Source organism: Halopseudomonas pelagia (assembly GCF_009497895.1).
Classification (GTDB): Bacteria; Pseudomonadota; Gammaproteobacteria; order Pseudomonadales; family Pseudomonadaceae; genus Halopseudomonas; species Halopseudomonas pelagia_A.
In genome coordinates this window covers 1,527,211-1,552,306 of sequence record NZ_CP033116.1, presented here as the reverse complement: position 1 = coordinate 1,552,306, position 25,096 = coordinate 1,527,211, and the positions used below count along the sequence as shown (strand labels likewise).

22 protein-coding genes and 2 pseudogenes are annotated in these 25,096 nt (G+C 57.5%); 14 read left to right on the top strand and 10 right to left on the bottom strand.

Annotation, left to right across the window (positions count from 1 at the left end; translation table 11 throughout):
- Window positions 1–204: 204 nt before the first annotated feature.
- From EAO82_RS07330 to puuE, 3 genes are read right to left on the bottom strand one after another with little or no spacing between them, the layout of a single operon-like run.
- On the bottom strand, window positions 205–693 hold the full coding sequence (locus tag EAO82_RS07330; protein WP_096346302.1) for an ureidoglycolate lyase: 489 nt from the start codon (window positions 691–693) through the stop codon (window positions 205–207).
- A 27-nt stretch (window positions 694–720) separates the two neighbouring features.
- Complete coding sequence (locus EAO82_RS07325) at window positions 721–1,569, bottom strand: bifunctional allantoicase/(S)-ureidoglycine aminohydrolase (protein ID WP_096346272.1); 849 nt, start codon at window positions 1,567–1,569, stop codon at window positions 721–723.
- A 39-nt stretch (window positions 1,570–1,608) separates the two neighbouring features.
- A complete protein-coding gene (puuE, locus tag EAO82_RS07320; RefSeq protein WP_231703340.1) occupies window positions 1,609–2,526 on the bottom strand; it encodes an allantoinase PuuE in 918 nt (305 codons plus the stop codon).
- A 123-nt stretch (window positions 2,527–2,649) separates the two neighbouring features.
- On the opposite strand from puuE, the gene EAO82_RS07315 reads away from it, so the two are divergent.
- Together EAO82_RS07315 and EAO82_RS07310 are read left to right on the top strand one after the other, a co-directional pair.
- Window positions 2,650–3,393 (top strand): aspartate/glutamate racemase family protein, encoded by a 744-nt coding sequence (locus EAO82_RS07315; protein WP_096346274.1) that lies wholly within the window; start codon window positions 2,650–2,652, stop codon window positions 3,391–3,393.
- A gap of 69 nt (window positions 3,394–3,462) precedes the next feature.
- Window positions 3,463–4,818, top strand: coding sequence for an NCS1 family transporter (locus EAO82_RS07310; protein WP_096346275.1), 1,356 nt, complete (start codon window positions 3,463–3,465; stop codon window positions 4,816–4,818).
- Between the two features lie 57 nt (window positions 4,819–4,875).
- Here the strand turns inward: EAO82_RS07310 and EAO82_RS07305 are convergent, their stop codons facing one another.
- Entirely contained in the window at window positions 4,876–5,649 is a 774-nt protein-coding gene (locus tag EAO82_RS07305) for a GntR family transcriptional regulator (RefSeq protein ID WP_096346276.1), read from the bottom strand.
- A gap of 256 nt (window positions 5,650–5,905) precedes the next feature.
- On the opposite strand from EAO82_RS07305, the gene EAO82_RS07300 reads away from it, so the two are divergent.
- The 5 genes from EAO82_RS07300 to EAO82_RS07280 all read left to right on the top strand — a co-directional run bounded on the left by EAO82_RS07300 (window position 5,906) and on the right by EAO82_RS07280 (window position 9,694).
- Window positions 5,906–6,136: a hypothetical protein gene (locus EAO82_RS07300; protein WP_096346277.1), complete on the top strand. Its 231-nt coding sequence runs from the start codon at window positions 5,906–5,908 to the stop codon at window positions 6,134–6,136.
- A 74-nt stretch (window positions 6,137–6,210) separates the two neighbouring features.
- Window positions 6,211–6,981 carry a YoaK family protein gene (locus EAO82_RS07295; RefSeq protein ID WP_096346278.1) on the top strand — a complete coding sequence of 257 codons (771 nt, stop codon included), beginning with the start codon at window positions 6,211–6,213 and terminating at the stop codon, window positions 6,979–6,981.
- A 176-nt stretch (window positions 6,982–7,157) separates the two neighbouring features.
- Complete coding sequence (locus EAO82_RS07290) at window positions 7,158–8,165, top strand: methionine ABC transporter ATP-binding protein (RefSeq protein ID WP_096346303.1); 1,008 nt, start codon at window positions 7,158–7,160, stop codon at window positions 8,163–8,165.
- Window positions 8,165–8,830 carry a methionine ABC transporter permease gene (locus EAO82_RS07285; protein WP_096346279.1) on the top strand — a complete coding sequence of 222 codons (666 nt, stop codon included), beginning with the start codon at window positions 8,165–8,167 and terminating at the stop codon, window positions 8,828–8,830. The genes EAO82_RS07290 and EAO82_RS07285 overlap by 1 nt, the downstream gene beginning before the upstream one ends.
- 78 nt (window positions 8,831–8,908) lie before the next feature.
- Window positions 8,909–9,694 (top strand): MetQ/NlpA family ABC transporter substrate-binding protein, encoded by a 786-nt coding sequence (locus tag EAO82_RS07280; RefSeq protein WP_096346280.1) that lies wholly within the window; start codon window positions 8,909–8,911, stop codon window positions 9,692–9,694.
- Window positions 9,695–9,760: 66 nt separating this feature from the next.
- Here the strand turns inward: EAO82_RS07280 and EAO82_RS07275 are convergent, their stop codons facing one another.
- Together EAO82_RS07275 and fhuF are read right to left on the bottom strand one after the other, a co-directional pair.
- A complete protein-coding gene (locus EAO82_RS07275) occupies window positions 9,761–11,842 on the bottom strand; it encodes a TonB-dependent receptor (protein WP_096346281.1) in 2,082 nt (693 codons plus the stop codon).
- A gap of 201 nt (window positions 11,843–12,043) precedes the next feature.
- Window positions 12,044–12,736, bottom strand: a complete 693-nt coding sequence (gene fhuF / locus EAO82_RS07270) for a siderophore-iron reductase FhuF (protein ID WP_096346282.1) — start codon at window positions 12,734–12,736, stop codon at window positions 12,044–12,046.
- 194 nt (window positions 12,737–12,930) lie between these two features.
- Between fhuF and EAO82_RS07265 the strand changes: the two genes are divergently transcribed.
- Window positions 12,931–14,616 (top strand): ABC transporter ATP-binding protein/permease, encoded by a 1,686-nt coding sequence (locus EAO82_RS07265; RefSeq protein ID WP_096346283.1) that lies wholly within the window; start codon window positions 12,931–12,933, stop codon window positions 14,614–14,616.
- A gap of 283 nt (window positions 14,617–14,899) precedes the next feature.
- Entirely contained in the window at window positions 14,900–16,363 is a 1,464-nt protein-coding gene (locus EAO82_RS07260; protein WP_096346284.1) for a spinster family MFS transporter, read from the top strand.
- 73 nt (window positions 16,364–16,436) lie between these two features.
- On the opposite strand, the gene EAO82_RS07255 is transcribed toward EAO82_RS07260, so the two are convergent.
- Window positions 16,437–16,730: a hypothetical protein gene (locus EAO82_RS07255; RefSeq protein WP_096346285.1), complete on the bottom strand. Its 294-nt coding sequence runs from the start codon at window positions 16,728–16,730 to the stop codon at window positions 16,437–16,439.
- A 542-nt stretch (window positions 16,731–17,272) separates the two neighbouring features.
- On the opposite strand from EAO82_RS07255, the pseudogene EAO82_RS07250 reads away from it, so the two are divergent.
- Both EAO82_RS07250 and EAO82_RS07245 read left to right on the top strand, forming a co-directional pair.
- Window positions 17,273–17,395: pseudogene (locus EAO82_RS07250) on the top strand (restriction endonuclease); the annotation flags it as partial.
- 69 nt (window positions 17,396–17,464) lie between these two features.
- Window positions 17,465–18,552, top strand: a protein-coding gene (locus EAO82_RS07245; RefSeq protein ID WP_096348146.1) for an IS3 family transposase whose coding sequence is annotated in 2 segments (ribosomal slippage) — window positions 17,465–17,720 and window positions 17,720–18,552 — 1,089 coding nt in all. Because the reading frame shifts where the segments join, the coding sequence is not laid out codon by codon here.
- 41 nt (window positions 18,553–18,593) lie between these two features.
- Here EAO82_RS07245 and EAO82_RS07240 read toward each other — a convergent pair.
- Window positions 18,594–19,069: pseudogene (locus EAO82_RS07240) on the bottom strand (transposase); the annotation flags it as partial.
- 68 nt (window positions 19,070–19,137) lie between these two features.
- Here EAO82_RS07240 and EAO82_RS07235 point away from each other — a divergent pair.
- A complete protein-coding gene (locus EAO82_RS07235) occupies window positions 19,138–21,774 on the top strand; it encodes an AAA family ATPase (RefSeq protein ID WP_096348032.1) in 2,637 nt (878 codons plus the stop codon).
- Between the two features lie 27 nt (window positions 21,775–21,801).
- Entirely contained in the window at window positions 21,802–22,326 is a 525-nt protein-coding gene (locus EAO82_RS07230; protein ID WP_096348031.1) for a gamma-glutamylcyclotransferase, read from the top strand.
- 388 nt (window positions 22,327–22,714) lie between these two features.
- On the opposite strand, the gene EAO82_RS07225 is transcribed toward EAO82_RS07230, so the two are convergent.
- Both EAO82_RS07225 and EAO82_RS07220 read right to left on the bottom strand, forming a co-directional pair.
- Window positions 22,715–23,143 carry an organic hydroperoxide resistance protein gene (locus tag EAO82_RS07225; protein WP_096348030.1) on the bottom strand — a complete coding sequence of 143 codons (429 nt, stop codon included), beginning with the start codon at window positions 23,141–23,143 and terminating at the stop codon, window positions 22,715–22,717.
- A 69-nt stretch (window positions 23,144–23,212) separates the two neighbouring features.
- Complete coding sequence (locus tag EAO82_RS07220; protein WP_096348029.1) at window positions 23,213–24,139, bottom strand: alpha/beta fold hydrolase; 927 nt, start codon at window positions 24,137–24,139, stop codon at window positions 23,213–23,215.
- Window positions 24,140–24,256: 117 nt separating this feature from the next.
- On the opposite strand from EAO82_RS07220, the gene EAO82_RS07215 reads away from it, so the two are divergent.
- Window positions 24,257–25,090, top strand: coding sequence for an AraC family transcriptional regulator (locus EAO82_RS07215; RefSeq protein ID WP_096348028.1), 834 nt, complete (start codon window positions 24,257–24,259; stop codon window positions 25,088–25,090).
- Window positions 25,091–25,096 lie beyond the last annotated feature (6 nt).

The following is a 25,096-nucleotide window of genomic DNA, read 5'->3' as shown; positions in this document are numbered from 1 at the left end:
TATGCCAGGAATGCATTGGCCAGCGCCTCGCCAATACCTGAGGACGCGCCGGTGATCCAGACTACCTTGGATGCAAATGACATAACGAAAATCTCCATGGCCAGCGGGCAACGAGCGTCCCGCAAAACCATGGAAAGTAGCCTGTATTCGCGGCGCGAGTCTGTCTCGGGTTTGACAGTCGCGCCGCGAATAGTGGCCGCCTGATCAGGCCAGGGTGACCCGTATCGGCAGGGGGTACTCGTCGCAGTTGTGCCCGGCACCGCCGCGATCAACCACCAGGAATTCACCTTCGCTCTCAAGCACTGACTGGATCGCATGCCAGGTGCCGGCGTGATAATTCACACCCTGGCGACCATCGGTTACAAAAGCGCGCACCTTGGCCGGATCAATCGCATCACCTGCTGGGGCGACCACCACCACAAAACGTTCGCCGTGCAGCGGCACAAAGGCCTGACTGCCCAGCGGGTGACGCTCGAGAAAGGTCAGTTCCAGCGGCATCTCGACCGGCTGGCTGACAAACAGGCTGATCAGGGTTCGGGCTTCCTCACCCAGGGTCTCGACCTTGGCCAGATCATGATAACGGCGGGTGCGGCCGCTGTTGATCATGAAATATTCGGCTTTACGATGGTCGATCACATCGCCAAAGGCGGCAAAGGCCTCGGGCGTCAGCGGCTCGGCGATCAGTTGCAACACAGTGTCAGTGCTCATCAGCTTCTCCGCTCAGCTGCCGTAAGTCGGCAGTTTCATGTGACGGTTGACGTCCTTGTACAGCAAATAACGGAACGGGCCGGGGCCGCCGGCGTAGCAGGCCTGCGGGCAGAAGGCGCGCAGCCACATATAGTCGCCGGCTTCTACTTCTACCCAGTCCTTGTTCAGCAGGTACACCGCCTTGCCCTCCAGTACATAGAGGCCATGCTCCATCACGTGGGTTTCGGCAAAGGGAATCACGCCGCCGGGCAGGAAGTTGACGATATTCACATGCATGTCGTGGCGCATGTCCTGGGTATCGACAAAGCGCGTGGTGCTCCAGCAGCCGTTGGTGTCGGGCATCACCAGTGGCTCGACGTCATTTTCGTTGGTGACAAAGGCCTCTGGCATCTCAATGCCTTCCACCTTTTCATAAGCCTTGCGAACCCAGTGGAAACGCACCGTGGCATCCGAGGTGTTGCGCGCGGTCCAATCACTGCCCGGTGGAATAAAGGCGTAACCACCCGGCTGCATGTTGTGCACCTGGCCGTTCAGGGTCAGCGCCAGTTCGCCCTCGACGATAAACAGCACGGCTTCGGCGCGCGGATCGGTTTCCGGCTTGTCGCTGCCACCGCCGGGCTGTACTTCCATAATGTACTGGGAAAAGGTTTCGGCAAAACCGGTCAACGGCCGCGACAGCACCCACAGGCGGGTACCGGTCCAGAACGGCAGATGGCTGGTGACGATATCGCGCATCACGCCCTTGGGAATAACGGCATAGGCTTCGGTAAATACCGCGCGGTCCGTCAGCAGCTGCGTTTGCGGCGGGTGCCCGCCGGTCGGCGCGAAATAGCTTCTGGGTTCATTCGAACGCTGGGTCATCGGTGACTCCTTGACGTGAAACGGCTGAAAACGGACTAGTTAAACAGGATGATGCTCGGCCCAATGGCGGGCAATGTCGATGCGGCGCGTTACCCAGACCCGATCATGGGTCTCGATATAATCCAGAAACCGCTGCAGCGCGCGGAAACGCCCGGGGCGGCCGATCAGCCGGCAATGCAGACCAACCGAGAGCATCTTCGGCTGCTCACTGCCCTCTTCGTAGAGCACATCGAAGGCATCCTTCAGATAGCTGAAGAAATGGTCGCCAGTGTTGAAACCCTGGGGCGAGGCGAAGCGCATATCGTTGGTGTCCAGGGTATAGGGCACTATCAGGTGATTGTGCAGCTCGCCCTGGCTGTCGGCGGCGCGGGTCCAGAACGGCAGGTCGTCGCCGTAATAGTCGCTGTCATACAGAAAGCTGCCCTCGTCCAGCAGCAGGCGACGGGTATTCGGGCTGTCGCGGCCGGTGTACCAGCCCTGGGGCTTCTCACCATACAGCCGCTGGAAGATATCCATTGCGCGCTGCAGATGCTCGCGCTCGGTGGCCTCGGGCATATCCTGATAATGGATCCAGCGCCAGCCGTGGCAGGCAATTTCATGCCCCAGTTCCTTGAACGCCATGGCCACATCCGGATGACGCTCCAGCGCCATGGCCACGCCAAACACCGTCAGCGGCAGGCCGCGCTTTTCAAACTCATTGAGAATCCGCCATACCCCGGCGCGTGAGCCGTATTCGTAGATCGACTCCATGCTCAGATGCCGCGCCGGGAACGCCTCGGCGCCGACGATTTCCGAAAGGAATTTTTCCGAATGGCTGTCGCCATGCAGCACACAGTTCTCGCCGCCTTCTTCGTAGTTGAGCACAAACTGCACGGCGATACGGGCCTTGCCCGGCCAGTTGGCATGTGGCGGGTTCCGACCATAGCCGACCAGATCCCGCGGGTAATTGGCATGAATGCTCATGACTGCATAACCTTTCTAGACCAGTTGAGAGACCAACTGTATTTTTAGTTTTTGACCAAAGCAATTGTATACAATTAAACTCGATCTTTGTGTACAAATCTAAAACAGGCCAAAGCCATGCATATCCGCGTCATCAATCCGAACACCACGCAAGCCATGACGGACACTATCGGAGAAGCGGCCAGGGCAGTGGCCTCACCCGGCACGCATATTACTGCCTGCCAACCCAAGAGCGGGCCGGTGTCGATCGAGAGCCACTTTGATGAAGCCGTCAGCGTCATGGGCGTAATCGAGGAAGTGCTGGCCGGCGAACGCGAAGGAACTGACGCCTATATCATCGCCTGCTTTGGCGACCCGGGCATCTACGCTGCCCGCGAGCTGACCCGCGCGCCGGTGATCGGCATTGCCGAGGCGGCCTTTCATATGGCCAGCCTGATCAGCACGCGCTTTTCCATTGTCACCACCCTGCCCCGCACCATGATCATCGCCGAACACCTGCTGGAAAGTTACGGCTTCAGCCATAACTGCCGGCGTATCCGCGCGGCCGACATTCCCGTGCTGGACCTGGAAGAGCATCCCGACCGGGCACTGGAGCTGATTATCGAAGAATGTCTGCGTGCCAAGCGCGAGGACAACATCGGCGCCATCGTCCTGGGTTGCGGCGGCATGGCCGACCTGACACCGAAAATCAGCGAAGCCGTCGGCCTGCCGGTCGTGGAAGGTGTCACCGCTGCAATCAAGTTGGCTGAAGCAGTGGTGGGCCTGGGACTGGGCACCAGCAAATTCGGCGATCTGGCCTTCCCCCGGCCGAAGCCCTTTGTCGGGCGCTTCGAGAGCTATTCCAACCTGAAGCTGGAATAAACATTGCACTACCCATAACAACAACGCCATGGAGAGAATGATGAATAACAACAATAGCGAGGTTGCCTCATGAGCAACGAAACCAGCACACACACAGCCCAGCCCGGCCAACCGGCGACCAAGGCCATCGGTGAAGAATCGCTCGCACCCCAGCAAACCCGCATCATGGGGCGCGTGTCCTATCTGTTGGCCTGGTTTGGCGGCTGCGTTTCCATCGGTACTTTTACCATGGGCTCCAGCGTTGTCGGCAGCCTCAACCTGATCCAGGCGACCCTGGCGATTGCCATCGGCTGCTTTGTAATCGGCATTGCCCTGGCCCTTAATGGTGCAGCCGGCTACAAATACGGCATCCCGTTTATGGTTCAGGCGCGCGCCGCCTTCGGTTTTGCCGGTACCCGCTTGCCGGGTCTGGTGCGCGCAGTGCCGGCTATCGTCTGGTACGGGTTTCAGAGCTGGATTGGCGCCGGCGCGTTGAACATGGTGTCGGCCACTCTGTTTGGCTTCGACAACCTGGTGTTCTTTTTCATTACCTTCCAGTTCCTGCAGATCGGCCTGTCGGTCATGGGCTTTCAGGGCATCAAGTGGCTGGAGAACATCGGCAGCGCCTTTATTCTCGCGTCGCTGGTGTACATGTTCTACAGCACAGTGCAGCGCTACGGTGATGAACTCTCGACCAACCTGCTGACCATGGAAGGCTCCTGGGGCTTGCCGTTCTGGAGCGCAACCATGCTGTTCCTCGGCATCTACAGCACCATGATCCTCAACGTCAGTGACTATTCGCGAGAACACAAGCACGGTTCCAGCCCGTCGCTGCTGACCATCATCTACTCGATGTCGATCCTGCCGTGTACGCTGTTCATGGGCCTGATCGGCTACATGGTCTCGGAAGCGACCGGCGTCGCCGACCCGATCCAGGTATTCGCCAACGCGGTAGACAACACCCCGTTACTGATGACCACGTTGCTGTTTATCGCCTTCGCCCAGGTCACCACCAACGTGTTGAACAACGTGGTGCCGCCGACCTATATCCTGATGGATGTGTTCAAGCTGTCGTTCCGCCCGGCCACCATCATCGTCGGTCTGCTGGCCTTTGCCACCTTTCCCTGGAAGCTGGTGACCGCAGAATCAGCCGCCGGCCTGCAAGTGTTTGTGCAGACCTACTCGGCATTCCTCGGTCCGATCTTTGCGATTCTGGTGGTGGATTACTATCTGATCCGCAAGCGCACGCTGAACCTGGAGCATCTGTACAACGCCCAGGGGCCTTACAGCGGTATGAATTATGCGGCACTGATCGCGACCGTAGTGGGTGTGATAGTGGCGCTGACGTTCTCGTCCGTGTCCTGGTATGCCAGCCTGATCCCGGCGGGTCTCGTGTACTTCCTGCTGATGAAACACTGGGCGCCCTGCCAACGGTTCCGTCAGTAATCGCGCCATCGGCTGGCCTTGCTCGGCGAGGCCAGCCGTCTCCGGTTGACTGCCGCGCTAGCTGGCACTTTCCTGCTGGTAGACAGCAAATACATCGCGCAGATCCGGCGTTTCATCCACCGCATCCTCAATAGACAGCGAACCTTCGATCGCATCCAGGTGCCGGTGCATGAAGGCCGCTGCGCCGTCACTGTCCCGCGCCTCCAGCAGATCCACCAGGTGATTGTGATCATTGCAGTCACAACCCAGGTCGCCCGAGTGCCCATACACCGCCAGAATCAATGACGAGCGCGAACAGAGCTGCGCAACAAACGGTGCCAGCGTCTGATTACCCGCCAATTCCGCCAGGCGCGCATGAAAGGCCGCAGACGCCCTGATCGCCGCACTCTGCTCATGCCCACGCAGCGCCTGTTGTTCACGCTGGGCAACTGCACGCACTTCTTCGATCTCGGCTGCGGTAATGCGCGTAGCCAAGCGAGCCATCAAGGCACACTCGATCATCCGCCTGGCATCAAAGATCTCCCGCGCCTCCTCCGCCGTCGGCCGCGCCACCGCCGCGCCCTTGCCGGGCGTCAGGGTTATCAACTGCTCCAGGGCCAGGCGCTGCAACACCTTGCGGATACCGGTGCGGCTGATGCCGAACACCTCAGCCAGCGCATCCTCGCGCAAGCGCGCGCCCGGCTTGAGCCGGTGCTCGATCACCGCATCGCTGATGGCGCGGTAGATTCGCTCGTGGTGGCTGGTGCCTCTGGTTTCGGCTTTTTGCTGGCCAGACGCAGCAGGATCAGGGTCAGCCAAAGTGGCGGCAGACAGTGACCGGGGTTCTTTCATGGGTGAGTGTCTCTCTGTACGGAGCAAGTTCAGTTTATGGCAACGGCCATTGTATACAAGCGCAGGCGCGACAACGATGTTGAATTGCACCGGTTTGGTGCTGAATGCTGCGCTGGCCAGTCACGGCTCTGCGTAAAGCGCATGAAGCTGCGGACAGGTGTAGAATCAACGCGACTCTCCTGACGGCAAAGCGCGGTCTCCACCACTAGACTGCAAGCCCCCTCTCGCGAGCCTTCCTTATACTGCGGTGATCTGAATGACGCGTGAAGATGTAAAGAACCGGCATGCCCGAGGGATCGTTTTCGATACCCACGTGATGGCAAACCCCGCCAATACCAAAGAATGGATCGTGTTTTTCAAAAAGGGCGCGGGCAAGAGCTTTTTTCTGGTCAACGACATGGAGTCAGTCGAGTCGTTCGTGCGCCTGGACGATGTAGTTGATGAGCTGAAGGAGCTGGGTATAAAACGAGTAGAGGTGCACTGCTAGATTCTCCCCTGCCTTCCATATCCCCATTGGCCCAGCCACCCCTCCCGCTAGCCCCATGTAATGAGTAAGTGCAGATGCCAATCAATCTTGCCAGAAGGCTAGCCGGCCGAAAGCGCAGCACTGACGCCAACCGGCATCTGGGTTTCGTGCTGGCCTTTGTCGCCGGCGCTACCAACGCCGGTGGCTTTATGGCGGTTCAGCAACACACCTCACATATGACCGGCATCGTCGCCTCCATGGCGGACAACATTGCGCTGGGCGGGTATGGGCTGGTTTTGAGCGGCATTGGCGGTTTGCTGTGTTTTCTTCTGGGCGCCGCCTGCACGGCGGTGATGGTCAACTACTCACGCCGGCAAAAAATGCATGGCGTGTTTGCATTGCCGCTGCTGCTTGAGGCGGCTCTGCTGCTGTGCTTTGGTTTGCTCGGGGCAAAGCTGTCGACAATTAGCGGGCTGTTCGTGCCGGTGACCGTCATGCTGCTATGTTTCATCATGGGCTTGCAGAATGCCCTGATCACCAAACTGTCGAATGCGGAAATCAGAACCACGCACGTTACCGGCATCGTCACGGACATCGGCATTGAGCTTGGCAAACTGGTCTATTGGAATGCGGATAAGTCACTAACGTTGCCCAAGGTCTCGGCCAACCGATCCAGGCTCACAGTCCTGAGCTTGCTGCTGATGTCCTTCTTCCTCGGAGGGGTCATCGGTGCACTGGGGTTCAAGCACATCGGCTATATCGCGACGGTTCCGCTGGCACTGGCCCTGGTGGTACTCGCCATTGTGCCGGCAGTGGACGATCTGTTGTTCCTGAGGCGACGATCCATGCGCAGGCGAAGGAGATAAGCTGAAGCGCGCCAGCCGCTGGCCACAGCCTTCGCTCGTCAGATCCGCCGCTATACTCCATTCCAGTTATAACCATAGGCCGATAAAGATTTTTACCGCATGAAGCCGTGCAGGTAGACTAGCCGGCTTTCGCGCCCGGGATGCCGGGCCGTGCTTTACAGATGGAAGGTAAATGCGTGATTGATTTCAAGCAGGTGCACAAAGCCTATCGCGTAGGAGGCCGGTCAGTGCCTGCGCTGCAGCCGACCGATCTGCAGATCGACCGGGGCGAGGTGTTTGGTATTGTCGGCCACTCCGGCGCCGGCAAGAGCACCCTGCTACGCCTGATAAACCGCCTGGAGGAACCCTCCGGCGGCAGTATCGTTATCGACGGTGAAGACGTCACCCAGCTGGACCCCAAGGGCCTGCGCGCCTTCCGCCGCCAGGTCGGCATGATCTTCCAGCACTTCAATCTGCTGTCGTCCAAGACCGTGGCTGACAACGTCGCCCTGCCCCTGAAGCTGGCTGGCGAACTGAGCCGCGCCGAAATCAATACCCGCGTAGCCGAACTGCTGGTGCGCGTCGGCCTGACCGAGCACGCCAACAAGTACCCGGCGCAATTGTCCGGCGGCCAGAAGCAGCGCGTCGGCATTGCCCGTGCGCTATCGACCAACCCCAAGGTGCTGCTCTGCGATGAAGCCACCAGCGCGCTGGACCCGCAAACCACCGCTTCGGTATTGCAGCTGCTGGCCCAGATCAACCGCGAGCTGAACCTGACCATCGTGCTGATCACCCATGAAATGGATGTGGTACGCCGCGTCTGTGATCGCGTTGCGGTGATGGATGCCGGGGTGATTGTCGAGCTGGGCGCGGTGACCGAGGTGTTCCTGCACCCCCAGCACCCGACCACCCGGCGCTTCGTGATGGAAGACGAGCAGATCGACGAGGGTATACAGCGTGACGATTACGCCCACGTGGAAGGCCGCATACTGCGGCTGACCTTCACCGGCGACGCCACCTACGCGCCGCTGCTCGGCAGTGTCGCGCGGGAAACCGGCGTGGATTACAGCATCCTCGCCGGCCGTATCGACCGCATCAAGGACACGCCCTACGGCCAGCTGACCTTGGCCCTGACCGGCGGCGACATAGACGCCGCGCTGGCCTGCTTTACCCGCGCCGACGTGCATATGGAGGTACTACGCTAATGGAGGCCCTGTTCCCCAACGTCATATGGCCGGAAATCTGGCAGGCCACGCTGGACACCCTGAGCATGCTCGGCGGCTCGATCTTCTTTACCATCGTGCTCGGCTTGCCGCTGGGCGTGCTGCTGTTTCTGACCGGCCCCCGGCAGATGTTCGAGCAGAAATGGTTCTACCAGGCGATGTCGCTGGTGGTAAATATTCTGCGCTCGGTGCCCTTCGTGATCCTGTTGATCGTGATGATTCCCTTCACGGTAGTGATTGCCGGTACCTCCCTGGGCGTCGCCGGCGCCATTCCACCGCTGGTGATTGGCGCCACCCCGTTCTTCGCAAGGCTGGTGGAAACCGCCCTGCGTGAAGTGGACCGCGGCATTATCGAGGCCACGCAGGCCGCCGGCGCCACGCCGCGGCAGATCGTTACCAGCGCCCTGCTGCCCGAAGCAATGCCGGGCATCATCGCCGCCGTGACCGTCACCGCGATTACCCTTGTGTCCTATACTGCCATGTCCGGCCTGATCGGCGGCGGCGGGCTCGGCGACCTGGCCGTACGCTATGGCTACCAGCGTTACCAGCCGGATGTCATGGTCGTTACCGTTGTGTTGTTGTTGATACTGGTCCAGGTGCTGCAAAGCATCGGCGACCGGTTGGTTGTGCATTTTTCACGCAAGTGAAGACATTTATCCCAAGAAAGAAGGCAGGCCACCGGCTATCCGCCGCAAGCCTGCGTGTTATCCCACAAGGAGCTTGAAATGAAGAAATTACTTACTGCCCTGGCCGCTGCTGCGGCGCTGACCACCCTGCCAGCCCTGGCTGCCGAGAAGATCTCCGTCGCGGCCACCGCCGTACCCCACGCCGAAATTCTCGAATTCGTCAAACCGGCCCTGGCCGAAGATGGCGTAGAGCTGGACATCCGCGTCTTCACCGATTACGTACAGCCCAACGTACAGGTCGCGGAAAAGCGCCTGGACGCCAACTTCTTCCAGCACCTGCCCTACCTGGAAGAGTTCAACAGCAGCCGTGGCACTGACCTGGTCAGCGTCGCCAGCGTGCATGTCGAGCCGTTCGGCGCCTACTCAAGCAAGATCGAGAGCCTGGATGATCTGCCCGAAGGCGCCAACGTGGTCATCCCCAACGATGCCACCAATGGCGGCCGTGCCCTGCTGCTGCTGCAGAAAGCTGGCGTGATCACCCTGAAGGATCAGGGCAACATCCTCTCCACCCCTCGTGATATCGCCGAAAACCCGAAAGACATCCGCATCCGCGAACTGGAAGCTGCCACCCTGCCGCGCGTACTCAACCAGGTAGACCTGGCACTGATCAACACCAACTACGCCCTGGAAGCCGGCCTGAACCCGACTGAAGATGCCCTGGTTATCGAAGGTGCCGAGTCGCCCTACGTCAACATTCTGGTCGCCCGTTCGGATAACGCTGAAAGCGACGCCATCCAGAAGCTGGCCAAGGCGCTGAACAGCCCGGAAGTGAAAGCCTTTATCGAAGAGAAGTATGAAGGTCAGGTACTGCCCACGTTCGAGTGATTCCCGCGCCACCACGTGCATCCATGCACCCACTGGCGGCAGCAACCCTGCTGCCGCCAGCCTTCCTCAAAAGTCGTAACGCGCGGCCATACCTAAAGTCATCGGCGCACCGACGTCTAGCAATTCGTCGCCCTGGTTGTTGGTGATATAGCGCTCATCAAACAGATTGCGCACGTACCCACTGAGCGTGACATCGCCCAAGGGGTATTCCGCATTCAGGTTTACCAACGCCACACTGTCGTTATAGCGGGTGCCGATGACAGTGGTAGCGCTGGTGTCGAAGTTGGAAATGCTCCGGCCCTGGTAAACCACATCGCCGCCCAGCATCAAACCATTGCCGAAGGTGTAGTTGGCACCGATGTTGGCCATCTCTTTCGGCGCATGTACAAACTCATAGCCACTTAGGTCAATACCGTCACGCACGAACGAGTTGTACTTGGTATCGTTATAGGCCAGCCCGGCATTCAGCAGCAGTTGCGCTGTGACCATGTACTCGGCCGACAGCTCAAGGCCAGCCATACGGCTGTCCGCCGCATTAGCCACCTTGACCGTGTCGTCACTCACATCCAGGAAAGACACCTGCTGATCTTTCCAGGTGGTGTGATATAGGTTGGCATTGGTGCGCAGGCGCTTGTTCAGCCAGTTACCACGCCAAGCCAGCTCGTAAGTGCTGGTGAACTCGGGGTCATATGACTCGTGCGTGGCGCGGGTTCTGACGTTGACGCCGCCACTGCGATAACCGCGCTGCCAGGTCAGGCCGAGCAACTGGTTTTCAGCCAGCGCATAGCTCAGGCCAAGCTTCGGCAGCAGCACGCTGGAGCTGATTTCTTCATCTGCGTCCGGGTCGGCGGCAATACCCAGCACGTCCGTGGGGTAGTTGATGCGGGTTCGGTTCTTTTCATGATCCCAGCGCAAGCCAGTAATCAGTTGCCAGCGGTCGACGAACTCCCAGTTCAACTCGCCGAACAGAGCCTGACTATCGATTCGGGTTTTGCCCTGCTGGTCCAGCAGCACGGTGCCGGCGTTGACCAGCTGATCGTCTATTTCGCCTTCGAACCGGCCCAGATATACGCCAACCAGCCCCTCAACGTGCTCCGCCGAATAGCCCAGACGCAGTTCCTGGCTACCCAACGTCTGTTCATGATGGCGAGGAGCAGTCTGGGTCACCGTTGGCAGACGGTCGAAATCGAGAACCGAGCGATGCTCGGACCAGGTACCGGAGGTCACACTGGTCAGGGTCCAGAGATCATCCAGCCGATAGTCCAGCTTGGCCGTAGCCGTGTTCTGCTCCAGAGTGTTATACGTCTCGGTGTTCTCATACAGATTGAAATAGTCCGGCTTGCCGTCATTCGCAGCTACCGCGTTGATACCGCTGCGCTGCTCTGTGCGGGCAAAGGTCAGCAGCAGATCCGCGTCATTTGAAGGAAGAATGAGCAACTTGCCACGGATGTTGGACGAGCGCAGCAGGTTGGCATCCTTGTTCAGCGACTGGTTCTCGATATAGCCGTCGGCTGTCTGATAATCGATCGCCAGCCTGCCGGCTACTACGCCATCCACCAGCGTGCCGTTGGCGACAGCCGAGGCGCCGCGCTCACCGTACTTGCCCACATTGCCCTGCACGGCAAATTCCGGGTTGAACGTGGGATTACGGGTTCTCATCACAATGGCGCCAGCCAGCGAGTTACGCCCCTGGGTAGTGGATTGGGCTCCGCGGTAAATCTCCACCTGCTCCATATCCCAGAGCGGTAGCGGGTTGAGCGTAAGCAGGCGGTTGACCTGCAGGGCATCATCAACATAGACCGATACCGCTCCGTTCATGGCCGCAGGGCCCTGATCATCAAAGCCGGAGACCGGAATGCCGCGAATACCCCAGTTCTCGTTACCCGACTGGGCGTACACCCCTGGCGTGCGGTGCAACACGGCCTGCAGATCCTGATCACCGTGGCTACGGATATCTTCACCGGTTATCACCGCTACGCTGGACAGAGTGCTGTCCTGGGTGCGCTGAAACTTCTCGCCTGTTACCACTACATCCTTCAACTGCAGTGCACCACCGGCTTTTTCCGCCTCATCCGCCCAGGCGAAATTCGTCGCCATCAGGCCAGCGGCCACTGCCAGTACCAGCGTTTTTCTTTTGAAGTGGTTCATTCGGATCTCACCCTACCCCTAGTTACCTCGCCTGAAGCGACCTGGATAAATCGCCCCTCCCCACGCAGCCCGGCGCAAAAGCCTGGCGCGCCCAAACGCGAAATATTATCGATCGCAGCAAAGTAATTCAATGCTTTTGATAACTATTATCATTTGAAACAGGCTAAGGATTCAGCCGGTACCGGCAAAGAGTGCGGCGAACTAGTGGTCGCCGAGATAAATCGAGCGCAGGTAGCTGGCCTGCTCTGCCTGCGGCAAGCGGAGTAATTTCGGACAGGACTCGCACAGCACCTGGGGCTTGCCCGGTACTGGTGCATGCAACTGGTAATGCAGGCAGCAATGTCGCCGTAGCGGAATACGCGCACAGACCTCAGGTGCGGGGGAATCCGCCATCCATTGCAGTGCCCGCGGTCTTATGCGGCCTGCCGCCACACTGGCCTGCTCAAGCCAGCGATGTGCCTCGGCAAAGCCTTCTAGGCTCAAGTCAGGATCCAGGCGAGCAAATGCGCCATCCCAGACGGCCGCCAAATTGCCCCACAACACCTTGGGTGCCAATCCACCCCAGGCGGCGATAGTGCCCATCAGCGGTTCAAGATGCTCTAGCAGCAGGCGCGTCCAGTACTCGGAACGCTGATCCGGCGTCAGCTCGTTCAATTGATCGGGAATCTTCAGGGCTGCGGGTTGGCCCACCTCATGCAGCAGCGCGACCTCGTCATCCCAGAACGCGATCTCCCGCTTGCCCGCCAGCACTGCTGCCAGGGTAGCGGGCAAGAGCACGCTGAGATAATTCATCGACCACTGGGAAGCCACCGGAGGGCGCTTCAACCCCGGGTATAACTCAGAGAACTGATCCAGTAGCGGCAATAGTACAGCCGGCTCAGCAAGGCGGCTCAATGGCACAGCCTGTCGACCATTGCTTTCGTGCTGAATAACACGCTGGATGGGCGGCCATGCCTGGCACAGCCAGTCGGGTAGTTTGATAGCCTGCTCCCCACTTCCGCTAAAAACCAATGAGAACGATTAGCGTTGATGGTATAGCCCTGTGCCTATAAACTCCAAGCGTTTTACGTAGGGTAACTTGGGGCGACATGCAGACATTACGTGATTTCTGGTTACTCGCCCGGCCCTTCTGGACCTCCACGGAAAAACGTGCAGCCTGGCTATTGTTGCTCGGAACCGTGCTCATGAACCTGTGCCTGGTGGGGGTCAACATCCTCACCAACTTCTGGAATCTGCATTTCTACAACGCCCTGCAGGCGCTGGACTACGACGCCTTTCTGATCGGCGGCGCCCAGTTCATCCTGCTGCAACTGGCGCTGGCCACCTTCACCGTTGCCGCGTTCCATTTTCAGCAGAAACTGACTCTGCGCTGGCGTCGCTGGTCCACCCGGAACACTCTGCAGCAGTGGCTGCAACGCCATCGTTACCTCAAGTTGCAGCTGAATGCCCCGGAAACCGACAACCCGGATCAACGGATAGCCGAAGATATCTATCTGTTTATCAGCATGTCGCTGAAGCTCAGCCTGGGGCTGATGACCTCACTGGTGTCGCTGTTCTCCTTCCTGCACATTCTCTGGCAGGCCTCGAGCCTGGTCATGCTGCCAATCGGCGGGGAGGAGATCATCATCCCCGGCCTGCTGGTCTGGGCCGCGATGTTATATTCGATTCTCGGCACGGGTGGGGCCTTCTGGCTAGGGCGCGCCCTCCCGCGGCTGAACTTCATTCAGCAGAAAAGAGAGGCGGACTTCCGGTTCTCGCTGATGCGCCTGCGTGAAAACGCCGAAGCCGTGGCGCAATACCGTGGGGAGGCAGAGGAAGATGCCCGCTTCAACCGGCGTCTGAGCGCCGCGCTGGAAAACTTCTGGGCCCTGGTGAAACAGCAGAAAGTGGTGCTCGGCTACTCGACCTTCTACATGCGCACCGCCACCGTGATTCCGATGTTTATCATGGCACCGCAATTCTTCGCTGGCGCCTTTCCCTTGGGCCGTCTCACGCAGATCAGCGCCGCCTTTGGCGAAGTCCACGAAGCCATGGCCTATCTGGTGCGTGCCTTTCTGGAGATTGCCGAATGGAAGGCCGTAGTCGACCGCCTTATGGGCTTTCAAAAACGTCTGGACAGCGTGAAGGGCGAGCCTGGCGTTCAGCTGGAACACCAGCCAGGGCGCCTCGAAATCGAAAATCTTTCGCTCTGGCTGCCCGATGGCAAACCCTTGCTAAACGGCCTGAATCTGGCCCTGCAGTCCGGCGACAGATTACTGGTGCAAGCCCCTTCCGGCTTTGGCAAATCCACCCTGATCCGCGCCCTGACCGGTATCTGGAGCGACGCCTCAGGCAAGGCTACCTATGATCTGGGCAGCGTACTGACGCTGGCGCAAAAGCCCTATCTGCCGCTCGGCAGCCTGCGCGACATGCTCTGGTACCCTGCCCCAACCCGCCCCGAGCAGGACGCCACCCTGAGTCACATACTGCAGCAATGTCAGCTTGAACATCTGACAGAGCATCTTGACAAGGAAATCGACTGGTCTCAGACCTTGAGCCTCGGCGAGCAGCAACGCTGCGCCTTTGTACGAACGCTGCTGATCCGCCCTAACGTACTGTTTCTGGATGAAAGCAGCTCGGCGCTGGACAGTGCCATGGAGGCTCACTGCTACGGATTGCTGACCCAGACCCTGCCCGACGCGATCATCATCAGCGTTGGACATCGCGCCTCACTTGAGCAGTTGCATACCGAAACGCTGTATCTGGAAGAGTACGCGCCGCAAACTGCACCCTGACCACCTGCCAGGCCGTTCCGCGCTGCGCTGTTGTGTCATGCGTTGAGGTGATGCTCATGATCCCCTGAGTTCTGGTATTCACCACCTGAATATGGCTCGCTACAGATCCCACGATTCTGTGCGGCGCCCTACCCACTATGTCACTATACTGGCCGAGCTTGGCTTGCCGCAAAGGACTCTCGACGGTTCTCAAGGCCAGCCAGGCACCGCCTGGAGCGAGTGATCACCACGTGTGATTACAGCCCGCGGATACCTATAACAACGTACTTTGAAGGGGTTATCCATGAGTGCCATCAATGCAGATGGGGGGACCCAAGGCCACTTGGTCGGCTATGGTTCCAAGGCGTACCGCAATTATGTGCTCTTCGCGCTGACACTTATTTACATCTTGAATTTCGTCGACCGCGCCCTGCTGGCGGTCGTCGGTCCCGATCTGGTGCCAGACCTCGGGATTACCGACACCCAGTTCGGGCTTCTCACCGGCTTCGGTTTCGCCCTGCTCTATACAGCTGTAGGTATCCCGCTCGCGCGCTTTGCCGATGTAGCCAATCGTGTATGGATCATGACCGTCTGCGTGGCGCTGTGGTCGCTGATGACCGCGCTCTGCGGCCTTGCGACAGAAATTACCATCGGCTCGGTGACCATCGGCGCGTTCTGGATTCTGCTGATGTGCCGCGTCGGTGTGGGTATCGGCGAAGCGGGCTGTACGCCGCCGGCCAACTCCCTGATCGCGGACTATTTCATCCCGCGTGAACGCTCTCAGGCGCTGGGCTTCTACGCCATGGGCGTCACACTCGGCACCATGTTCGCCAACCTGATCGGCGGCTGGGTTACCGACATGTTCGACTGGCGCACCGCCTTTTTCGTCGTCGGTTTGCCGGGCTTGCTGGTCGCCATCGTGTTCAAACTGACGGTCAAGGAGCCGCCGCGCGGCTACACCGATCCGCAGCAAGCTGAGAAAAAAGAGCGTGCCAGCCTGGGTGAGGCTATCCACGAGCTGATGGGCAAGCCTGCTTTCTGGTTGATGACCGCTGGCGCGACCATTGCCGCATTCTGCGGTTACGGTATCTCCTCGTTCCAGTCGCTCTTTCTGGTCCGCACCTACGAGATCACCGCCGGTCAGGCAGCGATCTGGATCAACACGCCGGTAGCCCTGTCTGCGGCCATCGGCACCTTCGCCACCGGCTGGCTAGCGACCAGGATTTACAAGAAGCACCCGGGCGCCATCGCCTGGATACCGGCGATGGGCCTGGCAATCTCGGTTCCGTTTTATATCTTCGCCTTCACCACCGACAATCTGCTCTACGCTGCCATCGGCCTGGTCATCGCCGGTTTCGTGAAGTACGGCTATCTGGCCGCTCAGTACACGATCGGCCAGGGTGTGGTCAGCATGCGTGTGCGCGCCATGGCCACGGCAGTGATGCTGCTTCTGGTCAACCTGATTGGCTACGGTTTCGGCCCGCTGTTCATTGGCGCAGTCTCCGATATCTTCTTCAGGTCCGGCGTTGCCGAGTTTGGGGTCGCGGCTGGCGAACTGGCGCGCAATCAGTGTCACCCCGCCGTACTCGGCCAGCTAAATCAGAACCTGCAGGAAGTCTGTGGCCAGGTCTACGCGCAAAGCCTGCAAACCGCCATGATCATTATGGCTTGCTTGTACCTCGGCAGCTCTCTGTGCTTCCTGTTGACCTGGGGCCGGATGGGCAAGGATATGGTAGACAGACAGGTTGTAAACCCGGTCAAGCCATAAACTTCATAAGTGGCTAATCAGAGGGCGCATTGCGCCCTCTTTTTTTGCCTGAAACAACACATCAGTAGGAGCCTCAGTCCTGCTTCACCGCACACACGCCATTGGCACGATGCTGACCGGTGTAGGACACATCAGGCGAACCATCCGGATTGATCATCAACGAAATTGTCACCGCGCTGCCCTTGGCCTCGTAGTAGGTATCGCTGAACTTGGTCAACGCCCCTTCCTTGCCATTGATATAAATCGGCCCGCCCTGATCGGCATGCACCTCGATCTCGCCCGGACAGGTCGCATTGAACAGCGGAATGCCTGCACTCGCCATACCGCAAAAGCTCATCGCCACGATCAGCACACAATATGTCTTCATCGCACTTCTCCGCACTCAACCAATGCCAAAGGCCAACCCGCCTGACCGCCAAACAGGGCGTTCCAGTAGATTAGATCATTGGTAGCGTGCTGCCACGCCATGCGCAGCCTTTCAGCAATCGTCAAGATCAATCAGGTCCATTGGTCCAATAAGCAGCAAACCGCTTGTGCCCATTAGCTGCGGGTGATATCAGAATGACTCCAGCCTCAATGTAATGGAGTACCTATGAGAGCTTTCGCCGTACTTACCATCCTCGCCCTCCTCTTCTCACTGCCTGTCAGCGCCAGCGTGTCTTCCCGGGTAGGCATGACCCAGAGCGCAGAAGCGATTATGCATGGAGGTGGATGCCGGAAGAGCTCACCGCCCGGGCAGTGTTGCCATATGGAAACCAGCACGGGGACGGTGCATTGTCATTGAGGTGGGGAACGCGCTGGCGGTGCCTTAATTACTCTGCTTGACTGATTGCCAACGCTCATGGAATCAACTGAGCCCGGTCCCAAGCCGACTCTCACAAAAACAAGGAAGCTCCCAAGGAGGGAGAAATGGAATTCGAAGAACGCCTGGCCAGCTTGGCCGCAAAGATCCGTCAGCAGAAAAGTGCCATTCAGACTGAGGAAGCGACCAAGAACGCTTTCGTGATGCCATTCATCCAATCTGTGCTTGGGTAATCCCCCCAAAAAACAGCGGTGATTAGAAGTAGAATTTTCCGTAAGCTATTTGGAGGGAGATTCTGCATGAAGACATCACGTTTTACCGACAGCCAGATCATGGCGATTCTGAAACAAGCCGAGAGCGGCATACCGGTGCCGGAGCTCTGCCGCGAACACGGTATGAGCAGTGCCAGTTTTTACAAGTGGCGAGCGAAATTCGGCGGCATGGATACGTCCATGATCAAGCGCATGAAAGAGCTAGAAGATGAGAACCGGCGGCTGAAAAAAATGTACGCCGAAGAGCGCCTCAAATCCGAGTTACGCAAGGAGGCTCTTGAGGGAAAGTGGTAAAGCCATCTCTTCGCCGCGAGATGGCGCAAAAAACTGTTGCAGCTGGTCGCTGTAGTATTCGCCTGGCCTGTGTAGCCTTCAGTGTCAGTGAGTCCTGCTATCGCTACCAGGCCAGGCTCAACAGTGAGAATTCCGAGATCGCGGACCTTCTGGTTCGGTTGACCCATAACCAGCGCAACTGGGGTTTTGGATTGTGTTTTCTGTATCTGCGCAACGTAAAGGGATACCTCTGGAACCATAAACGTGTTTATCGAATTTATCGGGAACTGGAACTGAACCTGCGCATCAAGCCCCGTAAACGCTTGGTACGCGAGAAACCCGAGCCACTCGCGGTGCCCACGGTAATCAATGCCAGCTGGTCTATGGACTTCATGCACGACCAGTTAGAAGATGGTCGCAGCTACCGGCTGTTCAATGTGATTGACGATTACAACCGGGAAGGTCTTGGCATTGAAGTAGACCTGTCGCTGCCTTCTGAGCGCGTCATACGGGCTCTGGATCAGATCATTGAATGGCGAGGAAAGCCCGTCCAGATCCGCTGTGACAATGGACCGGAATACATCAGTGCTACGCTGGCTGCCTGGGCTGAGAAGCAGGGCATTGCACTGGCCTTTATCCAGCCCGGCAACCCGCAGCAGAATGCGTACATCGAGCGCTACAATCGCACCGTGCGCTACGACTGGCTGGCCCAATACCTGTTCGACTCCATTGAGGAGGTTCAGGAATATGCAACTCGGTGGCTATGGACCTACAATAATGAACGGCCAAACATGGCCTTGGGTGGTATCACGCCCCGACAGAAGTTGGCCATGGTGGCCTGACTCTACTTCTGAGCTCCGCTAATAATGGGGGGATTACCGGGCGACCCAAGCATTCCGCCACTGTCATCGTGAATCTCTCTGATACGCGACAGCAGACGGTCGTTCGCTCTTGCCCTGCTGGACTGCGGACGAGATGCCCAAGCGTAATAGCCGCTGGCCGATACCTTCAGGCAACGACACATAAGACGTATCGGGAAAAGACTGCGACAGTGTTGAATCGTCTGATACCTCAGGACGACTCCTTTGCAAAGAACACTGCCGCTTCGCGCAAAAAATCACGTTCCTTTTTTACCCGTGCCAGTTCCCGCTTCAAGTGGGCAAGCTCTTCGTCACGCGGCGTTCCCGAGCCCTTGAAGGCCTTGCTTGGCAATTCTTCGGCTTCACGCGCCCACCGGGACAACAGGTTGGGATTAATTCCAATCTCTAAGGCCACCTGGCGGCAATTGGCACCTGGCTGGCGAGATAGCGCGATGGCTTCGCGCTTGAATTCGGGGCTGTATCTTCTGCGTTTGGACATGAACACTCCTTTGGCACATTGTGCCTTTTTTCAAAAGTGTCCGCAGTAACGGGGTAGAACCCCATCTTATGACGCAGCCTGTATTCAATATCTTCGACGCGCTGTCTGATTGGGGGAGAACACTTTCTCCCTGGCAGGGCTTTTTGTTAAGCCGGTTGGTGGCATCGGCGGAGCTCAGCGATGAATCACTGGATGCGGTATTTACCGAATACCTAATCGACCAAGGGCTTAGTGCACCAGGGGCACCTCGTGCCACCTGGGACATGACTCTACCCCAATTCGAGATCGAATCATCAGGAGCTGTTTGCACCTTAACCTCCATAGACTCGGTTGAAGGCGTCAATGCACTAGCTGCTGACGAAACACTAAGCTTCGGGCCAAAACTCACGGTTATCTATGGTCCCAATGGCGCCGGGAAGTCTGGTTATGCTCGCGTATTGAAGTCTGCATGCTTCACTCGATCCAAAGACATAGGGATCCTAGGCGATGTAAGGCTCGCGAAGGGCACACATCCGAAACCTACGGCCACTTTCCATTTTGATGATGGTTCAAACGTCAATTTCGTGCACAAAGAGGCATGTCCGCGATTGCGTGATGGTTTTTCCGTTTTCGACTCGTCCTGTGTCCGGGTCCATCTTGATGACCGTAACGTCTTTCAAGTCATGCCATACCTATTCGATGTTTTCCCCAGAATGGTGACGGCGTTTGGCAAATTACAAACGAAGCTTCGTGAGGAGATCACCAACCGGACCCCGGTGGTGGATAAGTTTGCGATCCCAAACAGTACGTCTGTTGTAGCGAATACCTTGGCGACGCTTAGCGCTCAAACGGATCTAGCTCAGCTCAAAGCATTAGCGATGTTTGGCGATGTCGAGTCCGCACGGTTACTGGCCATCGAGACACAATTAACCGAACTTAGGACAACGGACCCTAAGGAAATCGTCAAAAATAATGAGCAGCGTATTGTTGACCTGGACACTGTCAAAGCTAGCATTGCTGCGTTGCCTATCGGCGTAAAAACGAGCACGATGACCAAAATTGGCGAAACGGCTAAGCAGATTAGTGATCTCATCGAAACAGGCGTTGCATTGTCCGCGGCACAATTCGGCGAGGAGCCTGTACAGCCCATAGGAACTGCGGCATGGCGAGGCCTTTTATCCGCTGCGATCGTATACAACGCCGAAGCCTACCCAGACAAAGCTTTCCCTCCCGAATCGGACGAGCCGCGCTGCGTATTATGTCAGCAGGTGCTCGATGTGGAGAGCGCGGATCGTATGGGCCGGTTCTTTAAGATGGTCACAAGCGATGTAGAAATGAAGCTGACCAACGCCCGAGACCAAATGAGAGGCTATGGCTCGGACATAAGCGCAGTTAGTATCGCATTTTTTGCCAAGGACAGTGCTGCTCGGCGTGCGTTGCTGGAGCTAGACAGCGTGCTGGAAGCAGATATCGCGGCACACGTGGAAGGCTACAGACAAGTCATTGAAACTATGGACCTTGCCGTAACAAACACCTGCAACCCGATGTGTTCCCTATTGGCGTATGACGCTGTTTCAGAGCGCATCAGCGCTTTGGTCGAACGCTTGAAGCGGGACAATGAAAAATTACGCGAAAGTGATCCCAAAGCTTTGATTGATGCTCTTTTGTTGGAGCAACAACTTCTGAATGATCGTCATCGACTTTCTGGCCAATATAATGAGATTGCTTCAGCGGTTGAGAGTCTCCAATGGATGAGTCAGGCAACCCCATGCATTCGGGGCTTCTCAACTATTCAGCGTGATGTGACAAGTAAACAAAAAACCCTTGCTACGACGTTGGTGGCGCAAGGCTTTATCGCGCGCTTTGTGGAAAACTGCGATGCGCTAAAGCTGGAATTGCCCGTGCAGTTCCGTTTCGCTGGAGATGCAGGCACTACAGATCGAAAGATCGAGATCAGTAACGCAGGTACCACCGGTATTGACCCCTCCCGTGTGCTGAGTGAAGGAGAGCAGACCGCCGCGGCATTGGCTGACTTTCTGACGGAAATCGAACTCAATGGTACATGTGCCGGCGTCATCTTCGACGATCCGGTGACGTCCATGGACCATGTACGAAAGGAGGTCATCGCCCAACGCCTAGTGGATGAAGCCACACGCCGTCAGGTCATTGTGTTCACTCATGACATTCTATTTACGAATTACCTCGCAACTGCCGCAGAAGATAAAGGTGTGTCTTTTGCCGGACGCACAGTGTGGCGTGATGACAACGATGCACCAGGCGCGATAGATCGATTGGCTTTTCCACATGAATATTATGAAGGAGCCGCGTATGACCGCGCGAAAAAACACTACAATGTAGCGCGCTCACTGACTGGCGATCTTCAGCACGATGCTTTGGAGAAAGCATGTGGCAGTCTGAGAACCGGCTATGAGGATTTTATCCAGAAGAAGCTGTTTAATAACGTTGTACGTCGGTGGCGAGAGAATATTACGTTCACGCTGAACCAAGTTTTCTTTGATGAGGCGATTGCACTCCGTGTGCACGATCGAATGGTCGCACTGTCCCGATATATCGATGCACATTCACATTCTGAAGATTTCCATGAGGTGCCACTCACTGTTGAGGTTGTGGCCGGTGAATTTTCCCTGTTCGACAGCATTAAGTCGGACTACAGCAAGGCTCGCAAAGAGTGGGAAAAGATCAAGCCGAAGGCTGTGTTCATTTAAGCGATAAAAAATAAAAAGGAAGCCGCCATGTGGGTTTTTGGGTACGGATCGCTGATGACAGACGGATGGGAAAAAGGCTTTGACTGTACCCAGCGAGTTACAGCAGAACTAAAGGGTTATCGGCGCGCATTCAATAAAGCTTCTGTCACTAACTGGGGGACACGTGATTGTCCGTGTCCTACCCTCAATCTGGTGCCTGAAGCAAGTGCAAACTCTCTTGGGATTGCATTCGAATTTACCGAGGTGCGGAGAGGCGAAGTAGAAGCTTATCTTGCCAAACGTGAAGGAAAAAACTTCAAGCTCTCCAATCTGGAAGTTATTGCAGATGGCTCAGGAGCGGTACAAGCGTTGGTCCCGTTGTACGCGGGTAAAAATATAATCCAATCTCACGATATGCGAACGGCTATCGAGTTGGCCTGCCATGCCAAGGGCTCAAGCGGTAAGTGCTCAGATTATATATTGAATATTTCTGAACAGTTGAAGATGCTCGGTATCAACGATCCGGCTGTAACTGAGATGCGGGAGATATTATGTAAGGCCCCTTCGGGTTAAGAACGAAGCTCATGGAATAGACGTCACGGAAGGGAGCATGTAAAAAAAATTAAAAAGTGTTGGTGCTTCGGTGCCGCACTTTTTTGCGTCCACTCCAGCCTTCCGAATGACCGCTTCTGGCCCAGAGTGTGTAAAAACACTTAGCCAAAACTGAAGGGCACGCGTCTACGTGAAATCTGAAGTGGATCGCCAGGTCAGCAGATGTAGATTTTGCGTAGAAGCACGCTTTTCAGTCGAATCTGGGTATTAGCAGCACCGACAAACGTTTTTACACAGCGTCGGCCGAAGGCAGCCATCCCATCCAACCGCTCCATCCTAAACGCTCGACCTGAATTAATTCGATAAGCCGGACAACCCAACTTATCGATCCGGTTCAACCAACGGCGAATCACTCGATCCGTGTCAGCGTTACATCAATGTTCCCGCGGGTGGCATTGGAGTAAGGGCAGACAATGTGGGCACGTTCAATCAGGGTCTGGGCCTGTTCATCGTCCAGGTTTGGCAGGCTGATACGCAGTTCAACCTCGATGCCAAAGCCGGTGGGGATGGCGCCAATACCCACTACACCCTCAATCGATGCGTCTGCTGGCATGCTGAGCTTGTCGCGCCCGGCGACGAACTTCATTGCACCCAGGAAACAGGCCGAGTAGCCCGCAGCGAACAACTGCTCGGGGTTGGTGCCTTCACCACCTGCGCCACCCAATTCTCGCGGGGTAGTAAGCGCCACATCCAGCACGCCGTCGGAAGAAATGGCACGGCCATCACGGCCGCCGGTGGCTTCTGTATAGGCACGGTAAGCAACGTTTTGAATAGACATTGAGTAATCCTCTTTAAGTGTTGGGGTTGGCCGAAGGGCGTGAACCACATCGGCCATGGAGCTATTGCGTTACTGCTGAATAAAGTTCAGCAAATCCTGGTTCAGCTGTTCCTTGTTGGTATCCGCCAGACCATGGGGCGCACCTTCGTAGACAATCAGCTTGGCATCCTTGACCAGCGCGGCCGAGGCTTTGCCGGAGATGTCGAGGGGTACAATCTGGTCGTCACTGCCGTGAATCACCAGCGTGGGTATGTCGAACTTGGCCAGGTCACCACGGAAGTCCGTCGCAGAGAAGGCGGCGATGGAATCGTAGGTATTCTTGGCGCCAGCCAGCATGCCCTGCCTCCAGAACGACTGGATCATGCCTTGCGAGGGCTTGGCGCCTTCGCGGTTGAAACCGAAGAAGGGGCCACTGGCGATATCCAGATAAAGCTGCGACCGGTCAACGTTCGACGCTTCACGCAGACCATCGAATACCGAGAGCGGCAAGCCGTGGGGGTTGCTGTCGGTCTTCAGCATCATCGGCGGTACGGCGCTGATCAGGGCGGCCTTTTTCACCAACTCTGTGCCGTGGCGGCCAATATAGCGGGCTACTTCACCGCCACCGGTGGAGAAGCCGACCAGGGTAACGTCCTTGACCTGCAGCGCCTTGATCACGGTTGAAAGGTCATCGGCGTAGTGGTCCATATCGTTACCTTCCCAGGGTTGGCTGGAGCGGCCGTGGCCACGGCGGTCGTGGGCGATAACGCGGTAGCCCTTGTCCGCCAGGAACTGCATTTGCGCTTCCCAGCTATCCGAGTTGAGCGGCCAGCCGTGGCTGAACATGACGACTTCACCGTTCTTTGGACCCCAGTCCTTGTAGTACAGCTCGACGCCGTCCTGGGTGGTGATAGTGCTGGCAGTGCGAGCAAATTCTGCGGCGTGAGCGGCCATTGAGATGACTGGCAGTGCAGCGGCGGCGAATGCAGCGATGGCGGTACGGGTAAATGTATTCATGGCTTGATTCCTTTTCTGTGAAGTGAAAGTGGTATTGCCTGTTGACGAAAAGGATTCTCGGGCATTTAATCGTACGAATTAGCACAATTAGTCTTAATTTTTTGACGGATCGTATTTATGGTTGATCGACTCGCTGCTTTGCTGGGGCACTTTTCTGTCAGTGCGCGCACCTTCCAATCCGGCCCGCTGTGCGGCATCAACACGCTGGATGGCGCGGAGCCCTTTGGTCAGTTGCATTTGCTGCGCCGCGGCAAGGCTGAGGTTTGGCAGGACGCCAGCAAGGCATTCAGCCTGGACGGCCCGACCCTGCTGTTCTATCCGCGCCCCACGGCGCATCGCTTTGTGACCGACAGCGACAAGGGCGCAGACTTTGTGTGCGCGCACATTGCCTTTGAGGGCGGCCCGGCAAATCCGCTGGCCAGCGCCCTGCCCGCTTGCGTTTGCATACCGCTGGACCAGTTACCGGACAGCGTGCCGGTGCTGACGCTGCTGTTTGCCGAGGCCGAGGCCAACAACTGCGGCCGCCAGGTCATGCTTGATCGGCTGTTTGAGGTGCTGCTGGTGCAGTTGCTGCGCCAGTTGATGGAGAACGGCAGCACTCAGGTGGGCCTGCTGGCGGGGTTTGCGCACCAGCAACTACGCCGGGCGATTGTCGCCATGCACCAGGCGCCGGAGCGGGACTGGTCGGTTGAATCCCTGGCAGCCGTGGCGGGCATGTCGCGCAGTGTATTTGCCAATCAGTTCCGCGAAGCGGTGGGCGAAACGCCGGCGAGCTACCTGCAGCGCTGGCGAGTGGGGCTGGTGCAAAAGTGGCTGAAGAATGGCCAACCGCTCCGGCTGATCGCCGAAGAGGCTGGCTACAGCAGCGAGTCTGCGCTGTCGCGTGCATTCAAGTCGCAGTGCGGCCTATCGCCCATGGCGTGGTTGAAGCAGGAGCGGTTGGAGAGATAAACCTCA

Bases quoted from the DNA above. Each gene is read 5' to 3' on its own strand.
- EAO82_RS07325 (WP_096346272.1), bottom strand. From the start codon at position 1,569: ATGACCCAGCGTTCGAATGAACCCAGAAGCTATTTCGCGCCGACCGGC.
- EAO82_RS07315 (WP_096346274.1), top strand. From the start codon at position 2,650: ATGCATATCCGCGTCATCAATCCGAACACCACGCAAGCCATGACGGAC.
- EAO82_RS07310 (WP_096346275.1), top strand. From the start codon at position 3,463: ATGAGCAACGAAACCAGCACACACACAGCCCAGCCCGGCCAACCGGCG.
- EAO82_RS07305 (WP_096346276.1), bottom strand. From the start codon at position 5,649: ATGAAAGAACCCCGGTCACTGTCTGCCGCCACTTTGGCTGACCCTGAT.
- EAO82_RS07300 (WP_096346277.1), top strand. From the start codon at position 5,906: ATGACGCGTGAAGATGTAAAGAACCGGCATGCCCGAGGGATCGTTTTC.
- EAO82_RS07295 (WP_096346278.1), top strand. From the start codon at position 6,211: ATGCCAATCAATCTTGCCAGAAGGCTAGCCGGCCGAAAGCGCAGCACT.
- EAO82_RS07285 (WP_096346279.1), top strand. From the start codon at position 8,165: ATGGAGGCCCTGTTCCCCAACGTCATATGGCCGGAAATCTGGCAGGCC.
- EAO82_RS07280 (WP_096346280.1), top strand. From the start codon at position 8,909: ATGAAGAAATTACTTACTGCCCTGGCCGCTGCTGCGGCGCTGACCACC.
- EAO82_RS07275 (WP_096346281.1), bottom strand. From the start codon at position 11,842: ATGAACCACTTCAAAAGAAAAACGCTGGTACTGGCAGTGGCCGCTGGC.
- EAO82_RS07265 (WP_096346283.1), top strand. From the start codon at position 12,931: ATGCAGACATTACGTGATTTCTGGTTACTCGCCCGGCCCTTCTGGACC.
- EAO82_RS07260 (WP_096346284.1), top strand. From the start codon at position 14,900: ATGAGTGCCATCAATGCAGATGGGGGGACCCAAGGCCACTTGGTCGGC.
- EAO82_RS07255 (WP_096346285.1), bottom strand. From the start codon at position 16,730: ATGAAGACATATTGTGTGCTGATCGTGGCGATGAGCTTTTGCGGTATG.
- EAO82_RS07235 (WP_096348032.1), top strand. From the start codon at position 19,138: ATGACGCAGCCTGTATTCAATATCTTCGACGCGCTGTCTGATTGGGGG.
- EAO82_RS07230 (WP_096348031.1), top strand. From the start codon at position 21,802: ATGTGGGTTTTTGGGTACGGATCGCTGATGACAGACGGATGGGAAAAA.
- EAO82_RS07225 (WP_096348030.1), bottom strand. From the start codon at position 23,143: ATGTCTATTCAAAACGTTGCTTACCGTGCCTATACAGAAGCCACCGGC.
- EAO82_RS07220 (WP_096348029.1), bottom strand. From the start codon at position 24,139: ATGAATACATTTACCCGTACCGCCATCGCTGCATTCGCCGCCGCTGCA.
- EAO82_RS07215 (WP_096348028.1), top strand. From the start codon at position 24,257: ATGGTTGATCGACTCGCTGCTTTGCTGGGGCACTTTTCTGTCAGTGCG.